General features: G+C 63.1%; 8 protein-coding genes. 4 read left to right on the top strand and 4 right to left on the bottom strand.

Annotated elements, in window-relative coordinates; translation table 11 throughout:
• A partial coding sequence (locus EN925_RS16415) for an alanine racemase (protein WP_128336710.1) occupies nt 1-957 on the bottom strand: 957 nt, incomplete at its 3' end.
• A 208-nt stretch (nt 958-1,165) separates the two neighbouring features.
• On the opposite strand from EN925_RS16415, the gene EN925_RS16410 reads away from it, so the two are divergent.
• Nucleotides 1,166-2,083, top strand: coding sequence for a DMT family transporter (locus EN925_RS16410; RefSeq protein WP_127385774.1), 918 nt, complete (start codon nt 1,166-1,168; stop codon nt 2,081-2,083).
• Nucleotides 2,084-2,521: 438 nt separating this feature from the next.
• Here EN925_RS16410 and metF read toward each other — a convergent pair whose 3' ends face one another.
• Complete coding sequence (metF, locus tag EN925_RS16405) at nt 2,522-3,439, bottom strand: methylenetetrahydrofolate reductase [NAD(P)H] (RefSeq protein WP_024501484.1); 918 nt, start codon at nt 3,437-3,439, stop codon at nt 2,522-2,524.
• Nucleotides 3,436-4,458: a metalloregulator ArsR/SmtB family transcription factor gene (locus EN925_RS16400; protein WP_127385773.1), complete on the bottom strand. Its 1,023-nt coding sequence runs from the start codon at nt 4,456-4,458 to the stop codon at nt 3,436-3,438. Before EN925_RS16400 ends, metF begins: the two co-directional genes overlap by 4 nt.
• Nucleotides 4,459-4,580: 122 nt before the next feature.
• On the opposite strand from EN925_RS16400, the gene tsaA reads away from it, so the two are divergent.
• Nucleotides 4,581-5,117 carry a tRNA (N6-threonylcarbamoyladenosine(37)-N6)-methyltransferase TrmO gene (tsaA, locus tag EN925_RS16395; RefSeq protein WP_127388414.1) on the top strand — a complete coding sequence of 179 codons (537 nt, stop codon included), beginning with the start codon at nt 4,581-4,583 and terminating at the stop codon, nt 5,115-5,117.
• Nucleotides 5,114-5,428, top strand: a complete 315-nt coding sequence (locus EN925_RS16390; protein ID WP_013530931.1) for a DUF2293 domain-containing protein — start codon at nt 5,114-5,116, stop codon at nt 5,426-5,428. Before tsaA ends, EN925_RS16390 begins: the two co-directional genes overlap by 4 nt.
• Nucleotides 5,429-5,434: 6 nt before the next feature.
• Here EN925_RS16390 and EN925_RS16385 read toward each other — a convergent pair whose 3' ends face one another.
• Nucleotides 5,435-5,938, bottom strand: coding sequence for a hypothetical protein (locus tag EN925_RS16385; protein WP_013530930.1), 504 nt, complete (start codon nt 5,936-5,938; stop codon nt 5,435-5,437).
• Between the two features lie 157 nt (nt 5,939-6,095).
• Here EN925_RS16385 and EN925_RS16380 point away from each other — a divergent pair, with 157 nt between their 5' ends.
• Complete coding sequence (locus tag EN925_RS16380) at nt 6,096-7,061, top strand: D-amino acid aminotransferase (protein WP_027160650.1); 966 nt, start codon at nt 6,096-6,098, stop codon at nt 7,059-7,061.
• Nucleotides 7,062-7,126 lie beyond the last annotated feature (65 nt).

Here is a 7,126-nt window from a genome sequence, read left to right as displayed (position 1 = left end):
GCGCGAGCGGATCGCCGGGTCGGGAATGAAGCGCGCCGGCAGCGTGATCTTGCCGGTCCATGAATCCGACAGCGATGCCCAGATGCCGTCATTGATGTAGAGCCGCTTGCCCTTGCGCAGCAGCACCCGCACGATCAACGACAGGCAGCGCGCCACGATCACCCGGCCGGGCTCAGCCACCAGCGGCATCTGGTCGAACTGATACTCCTTCAGATCGCCCGACAGCCGCGACATGATCTGGCCAAGCGACGGCATCTCGATCTGCTTGCGGTTAGGGTCGTGGCCGTATTCGGCGGGGAAACCGCCGCCGACATCGAGCCCGGCAATATCGAAGGTCAGCCGGTTGCGCACCCAGTCGGCGGAAGCCAGCGCCCGCTCATAGGTGTCGGGATCCTCGATCTGGCTGCCGACATGGAAGCACAGGCCGACCTTGTAGCCGGTACGGTTCAGCCGCTCCGCGAGCTCGACGGCATAGGCCGGCCCGGCGCCGAACTTCTTCGACAGTTCGTAGGCGGCATGCCCCTTGGTCTGCACCCGCACGAACACGCTGATCGAGCCCGGATCGATGTCGAGAGCCCGCACCACTCGCGTCAGCTTGGTGATCTCGTCCTCATGATCGAGCGAAATGACGCGGATGGCGTATTTCTCCAGCGCCAGCTTGATGTCCGACTGCGCCTTGACCGGGTGCATGTAGAGCATCTCGGCATCGGGGGAAACGGCACGTACGGCGGCGAACTCGCCCGGCGAAGCGACGTCGAAAGCCTTGACGCCGGCTTCGACCAGCGTCTTCAGCACGATCTGCTCGCCATTGGTCTTGACCGCATAGGCGGTCTTGCCGGGGAACATGCCCATGAACTGCCTGGCATCCGCCATCAGCACTTGCGGGCGGAAGCAATAGACCGGATCGTCCGGACGAAGCGCCAGTGCCGCCTCGCGGGCATTCTCGAATCGCTGCATGGACGAATCCTCACTTCGGCTGCGCACAATTAATCCAAGCTAGCGGCTAATGAAAACAATTCTGTGTCTCGTGCGGCTGACGCTGGGGCGCTAGGTCTTTGCCAGCAACGTTTGCCAGCGATCAGGTTTCGGGTGGCTCTTGTCACTGAGTCCGATATGGCTTCTGCCTGACTGACTGGCATTCAGGCCGTCTGGGAGGGCGACTCACATGGCAATAGCCGCGACATCAGCACCGCGCGGGCCGATGGTGCTCAAGGACTGGGGGCAGCTCCTGCTGCTCGGCGCGATCTGGGGCGGCTCGTTCTTCTTTGCCCGCATCGCGGTGGCCGAACTCCCCCCGCTGGTGCTGGTGCTGTTTCGCGTCGCCATCGCCGCGATCGCGCTGCAGATCTATCTCGGCCTGCGCGGTCCGTCCTTCCGCCTCGCACTTCCGCATGCAGGCCTGTTCTTCCTGCTGGCGCTCACCAACAATGTCGTGCCCTTTTCGCTGATCTTCGCCGGCCAGACGGAGCTTGGCGCCGGCGTCGCCTCGGTGCTCAACGCCACGACGCCGTTCTGGACGCTGATCCTCGCCAATGCGCTGACATCGGACGAAAAGCTCTCCTGGAACAAGCTCGCCGGCATTGCGCTCGGCATCGCCGGTACGGCCGTCATGATCGGCCCCGGCCTGCTTTCCGGGCTTGGCGGCCCGGTCTGGGCCAAATTCGCGCTGATCGGCGCTTCGCTGTCCTATGGCATTGCGCTGATGGTCGCCCGCCGCTTCAAGGGCGTGCCCTCGCCGGTCGTCGCCACCGGGCAGTTGACCGCTTCGACCATCATCATGATCCCGATCGTGCTCTTCACCTACGGCCCATCCGGCGTGTTCTCGGCCTCGCCGCCGGTATGGGCGGCGGTGCTGGCGCTGGCACTTCTGTCCACAGCCGTCGCCTACATCCTCTATTTCAACCTCGTCGCCTCGGCGGGCGCTACCAACGCCTCGCTGGTCACGCTTGTCGTGCCGGCCAGTGCCATGCTGCTCGGCTTCCTGTTCCTAGGCGAGCGGCTGGAGCTGTTCGAAATCGGCGGGGTGGTGCTGATCGCGCTCGGCCTCATCACCATCGACGGGCGCGTCCTTGGAAGACGTTAGCGCGTCCTTTGAACCCCCACATCGCCGCGAAAGTCGAATTCGACTTTCGCGGCGGTAGCGCTGCCATGACACGGCAGCGACACGAGCCGGCCACATTTTATTCACAGGTCTGAAGTCGGTATTTGCCTAGGAGTTTCAAAGCCTAACGGCAAAAGACATGTCGCGGATTTCACAATCACGTCGCAATGCAGCACATTTTCCGCTTGCCTGTGGCACAAATGAACCTAGACTCCATGACATAGCTCTTTAAGAGGAGGCTATGTCATGGGACTTACGAGGCCTATCAACGCATTGATGATCTGTGCTGCGTTCGCCTTTATCGGAGCCCTCATTATGGGCTTCCTTCCCTGACCGCCAAAGCGGGGAAGACCAGCACCCAAATAGTCCAACCAATTCAAAAGGCCGGGTTTTCCCGGCCTTTTGTTGTTGAGCCCGACCTCATGCCGCGGCTGATCCGGCGGCCGCCGCCTCGTGCGAGCGAATACCGATCATATGGCAGATGGCAAAGACCAGATCGGCGCGGTTCATGGTGTAGAAGTGGAAATCGCCGACACCGCGCTCGACCAGGTCCATGACCTGTTCGGCTGCCACCGCCGATGCCACCAGCGCATGCGTCTGCGGGTCCTTGTCGAGGCCTTCGAAACGCTCCGCCAGCCAGCCGGGCACATGCGCGCCCGCCCTCGCGGAAAAGTTCGCGACCTGCTTGAAACTGTGAACCGGCTGGATGCCCGGCACGATCGGGATGTAGATGCCGGCGCGGCGAACGCGCTCGACATAGCGCTCGTAGAGATCGTTGTCGAAGAAGAACTGGGTGATCGCCCGCGTCGCGCCATTGTCGACCTTGCGCTTCAGCATCTCGATGTCGGTGGCGAAATCGGGGCTTTGCGGATGCTTTTCCGGATAAGCCGCGACGGAGATGTCGAAATCCGCGATCGTCTTGAGCCCGGCGACCAGTTCCGCGCCATTCTCGTAGCCACCGGGATGCGGCCGGTAGGGCTCGCCGACGCCGGAGGCCGGGTCGCCGCGCAGCGCCACGAACCGGTTGATGCCGATCGATTTGTAATCCCGGATGACCGCATCGACCTCGTCGCGCGTTGCCCCGACGCAGGTCAGATGCGCCGCTGCAGGAATACCGGTTTCCGTCAAGATGCGCTTTACAGTGCGCGCGGTGCGCTCCCGTGTCGAGCCGCCGGCGCCGTAAGTCACCGAGACGAATTTCGGCTTCAGCGGCTCCAGCCTTGTGACCGTCTCCCACAGCCTCGCTTCCATCTCGTCCGTCTTCGGCGGGAAGAATTCGAAGGAAACCCTGACCTTGTCGCCGATGTCGGGGCGGCGGGAAAAGCGGAACTGGTTCATGCGATTTCCCCCATCGAGTTCTCTTTGGCCTGCCTTGTGTCGTTGGAAGGATCGGCAATCAGCAGGCGCCGATCGCGGCCGAGCCAGAGTTTCACGGTGAGCCTCGCCTCATTGCCACCGCGCGGCTCGAACTCCTGGGCATCTTCGAGATCGAGGCCGGCTTCCGAAAACCAGTCGGCGATCTGCCGGTCGGAAAAGCCGAGCCGCATATGCGCATGCTCCTCGCGCAGGAATTCCAGCGCATGCGGCGCGAAATCGACGATGACCAGGCGTCCTGCCGGACGCAAAAGCCGAGCCGCCTCGTGGATGGCGCGGGCGGGATCGTCGAGATAGTGCAGCACCTGATGGATGGTGACGAGATCGAAGGCATCGCGCTCGACCGGCGGCGCGAAGATGTCGCCCTGCCGAACCTGCGCGTTCGAAACGCCGGCCTTGTCGAGATTGGCGCGCGCCACGGTCAGCATCTCGCGCGACATGTCGATGCCGACACCGCGCCGATAGAGCGGCGAGAAGATTTCGAGCAGCCGCCCGGTGCCGGTGCCGAGATCGAGCATCGACTGGAACGGCCGCTTGCCGACCAGTTTCAGCATTGCGGCTTCGACGGCGCGGTCCGGCACATGAAGCGAGCGGATATGGTCCCAGCTTGCCGCATTCACGGAAAAATACTCGACCGCCCGGTCCTGCCGCTTGCGCTTGACCGAGGCCAGGCGCTCAAGATCGCGCTCGACCTGCGGATCGGCGCCGCGAATGCCGGAAACCAGGCCCATGACGAAGTCACGCGCGGAATCCGCATCCGACAGGCGGAAGAAGGCCCAGGACCCTTCCTGGTAGCGGCCGATCAGCCCTGCCTCCAGAAGCAGCTTCAGGTGCCGCGAAACGCGCGGCTGCGACTGGCCGAGAATTTCGGTAAGATCGGAAACGGTGAGGTCACCGCGCGACAGAAGTGCCAGTATGCGCAATCGGCTGGATTCGGCCGCCGCCTTTAACGTATCCACCATAGTGTCGAGCGAGACATGCATCAGCGTATTCTCTTTGAAAAGATATAAACATATGTTTATGTCAGTTTTCGAAACCTTGCAAGCGCTATGTCGCTTCCGGACAAGAAAATGCCGCTTGTGTGGCGTTTTAAGAGACATGGGCCATGACTGGACCGCGTGAGATGTTCGAGGCCCGCGAAGGCGAGCAGAGGCTGGAAAACGATCCCGCCCTGATGCCGCCGGATGACGGCATCGTCTTCATCGGCCGCATTGCCTCGCCGTGGACGACGCGCGAAACCTGCCCGAAGAACATGCGCGCCGCGCGCGAGACCGGGCAGAAGGCAGTGCTGACCATGGACGCGCCCTACCGAAATGGCTTACGGGGGCTGGAGCGCGCCAGCCACGTCATCATCCTGTCCTGGCTGCATCACGCGCCGCGGGACCTGATTGTGCAGAAACCACGCCATGCGGCCGAAGCAAAAGGCGTATTTTCGCTGCGCTCCCCTGCCCGCCCCAACCCAATCGGGCTGCATGTGGCCAGGCTCGTCGGGCTCGACCAGAACACCGGCCGCATCGATCTCGACGCCATCGACGTGCTCGACGGCACTCCGGTCATCGACATAAAACCCTATTTCGCCTCGACCGACGCTATACCGGAGGCGACCATCGAAGGGCGCGACGAGCCCGGGGGTCGGCGATGACGGCGCCCACCGGTCGCCGCCGCGCCATCGCCAAGGCGCTGACAGCACTTCTGCCGCTGGCACCCTATGCCGACATGGAGAAGATCCGCGGCGACGCCGGCGCGGTCCACATGAAGACCTTACCACCAGGCATCGCCGTATGGTTGGCGACGATTGCCCATATCCGCCACATGCACACAGATTACGAGAAACTGCTGAGCGAAGGCTACGACCGCGACTCGGCGCGTTTCTTCGTCATCGAGCAGACCAACGTCGTGCTCACCCGCTGGCGCGCGACGCGCCTGCTCGACGCGGATGACGAGGAGGAATGACCACGGCTACTTCCGCTTAAGCACTGCGACCGCATTATAGGGCTGACCATCGGCCTGGCCGATCCAGGTCCAGGACAGATTTTCCTTGAAAAACCTGACGGTGATGTTGCCGCCGTCGATGCATTTGTCCTGACCGTAGGTGATGCTCTCGTGGTATTCCGCCGAAATGCCGTCACTGGACGTCTGTGACAGCGATCCGCCGCAACCGAGTGACGGATAGTCGATCGACGCGCTGCCATCGTTGATGGTCATGGCGATCGGCCAGTCGGCCCCGGCGTCACCCGCCGGGCTTTGATGGCCGCTGCCGACCCAGGTGCCGCTCAGCGACGGCACGTTCACCGCACAAGGCAGGTTCTGGAAGATCGGTGTCAATTCGCTGCCGGTTTTCTCGCAGCGATAGGTCTGCCCGCCCTGGCACAATTCCTCGCCTTCGCGCGCGCACTGGGCGCTGGCTTCGCCCGCGGCGGCGAACATCGTCATGGCTGCTATGACGGCCCCAAGCCTGCCCATCTTCCCCCTCCCGTTCAGAGCGCGCAATCTAAGGCAATTCCGATCCAATGTATCGGCGAGATCGTCATCGAGGCCGAACAGCACCGGGCGGGTGGCTCTATGCGTTCTGCCCTGCGCCGATAGCCTGCTGACTCGCCTTGCGTGACAGGAGGCCCCAATGAGCCACACGGCGACGACACAGGACGAGAAGCAACTGCCCGTGGTTGGCGACCGCCATGTCGACCCGCATTCCTACCCCGACGGCATCGCCTTTCTCGACGGCCAATACCTGCCGATGTCGCAGGCCAAGATCTCGGTGCTGGACTGGGGTTTTCTGCATTCCGACGCCACCTACGACACCGTGCATGTCTGGAACGGCCGCTTCTTCCGCCTCGATCTGCATCTCGACCGCTTCCTCGGCGGGCTGGAAAAGCTGCGCATGACCATTCCCTTCGACCGCGACGGCGTGACCGAAATCTTGCACAATTGCGTGGCGCTGTCCGGTCATCGCGCCGCCTATGTCGAAATGCTGTGCACGCGCGGCGCCTCTCCGACCTTCAGCCGCGACCCGCGCCAGGCGGTCAACCGCTTCATGGCCTTCGCCGTGCCGTTCGGCTCGGTCGCCAACGCCGAGCAGCTGCAGCGCGGCCTGCGCGTCGCCATCAGCGACAAGATGCGTATTCCGCCGGCCTCGATCGACCCGGCGATCAAGAATTACCACTGGCTCGATCTGGTGCGCGGCCTCTACGATGCCTATGATCGCGGTGCAGAGACCGCGTTGCTCCTCGACTTCAACGGCAATGTCGCCGAAGGCCCGGGCTTCAACGTCTTCTGCGTCAAGGACGGCAAACTATCGACGCCGGCCACCGGCGTGCTGCCCGGCGTCACCCGCCGCACCGTCTTCGATCTCTGTGCAGAAGAAGGCCTTGCCGCCACGGCGACCGATGTCAGCGTCACCGCATTGCGCGAGGCCGACGAGGTGTTCATCACCTCCACCGCGGGCGGCATCATGCCGGTGACGGAGATCGACGGCGCGGCGATCGCCAATGGCAAGGTCGGACCGATCACCAGCCGGCTGATGGCGCGCTACTGGCAAAAGCACGATGACCCGGCCTGGTCGTCTCAGGTGAATTATCCCCGATAATTCAGGCGTCTTTGTCAAAAGATTCCCGTCGCCTCTGGAAAATCAGAGGATCGACCGTATATGCC

The sequence above is a fragment of the Mesorhizobium sp. M7A.F.Ca.US.006.04.2.1 genome, from assembly GCF_004022915.1.
In the GTDB taxonomy this organism is placed as follows: Bacteria; Pseudomonadota; Alphaproteobacteria; order Rhizobiales; family Rhizobiaceae; genus Mesorhizobium; species Mesorhizobium ciceri.
This window is presented reverse-complemented; position numbering and strand designations above follow the sequence as displayed.

What these genes read in the sequence shown, in the direction of transcription:
- tsaA (WP_127388414.1), top strand. Translation starts at nt 4,581, where the DNA reads ATGACTGGACCGCGTGAGATGTTCGAGGCCCGCGAAGGCGAGCAGAGG.
- EN925_RS16380 (WP_027160650.1), top strand. Translation starts at nt 6,096, where the DNA reads ATGAGCCACACGGCGACGACACAGGACGAGAAGCAACTGCCCGTGGTT.
- EN925_RS16390 (WP_013530931.1), top strand. Translation starts at nt 5,114, where the DNA reads ATGACGGCGCCCACCGGTCGCCGCCGCGCCATCGCCAAGGCGCTGACA.
- EN925_RS16400 (WP_127385773.1), bottom strand. Translation starts at nt 4,458, where the DNA reads ATGCATGTCTCGCTCGACACTATGGTGGATACGTTAAAGGCGGCGGCC.
- EN925_RS16410 (WP_127385774.1), top strand. Translation starts at nt 1,166, where the DNA reads ATGGCAATAGCCGCGACATCAGCACCGCGCGGGCCGATGGTGCTCAAG.
- EN925_RS16385 (WP_013530930.1), bottom strand. Translation starts at nt 5,938, where the DNA reads ATGGGCAGGCTTGGGGCCGTCATAGCAGCCATGACGATGTTCGCCGCC.
- metF (WP_024501484.1), bottom strand. Translation starts at nt 3,439, where the DNA reads ATGAACCAGTTCCGCTTTTCCCGCCGCCCCGACATCGGCGACAAGGTC.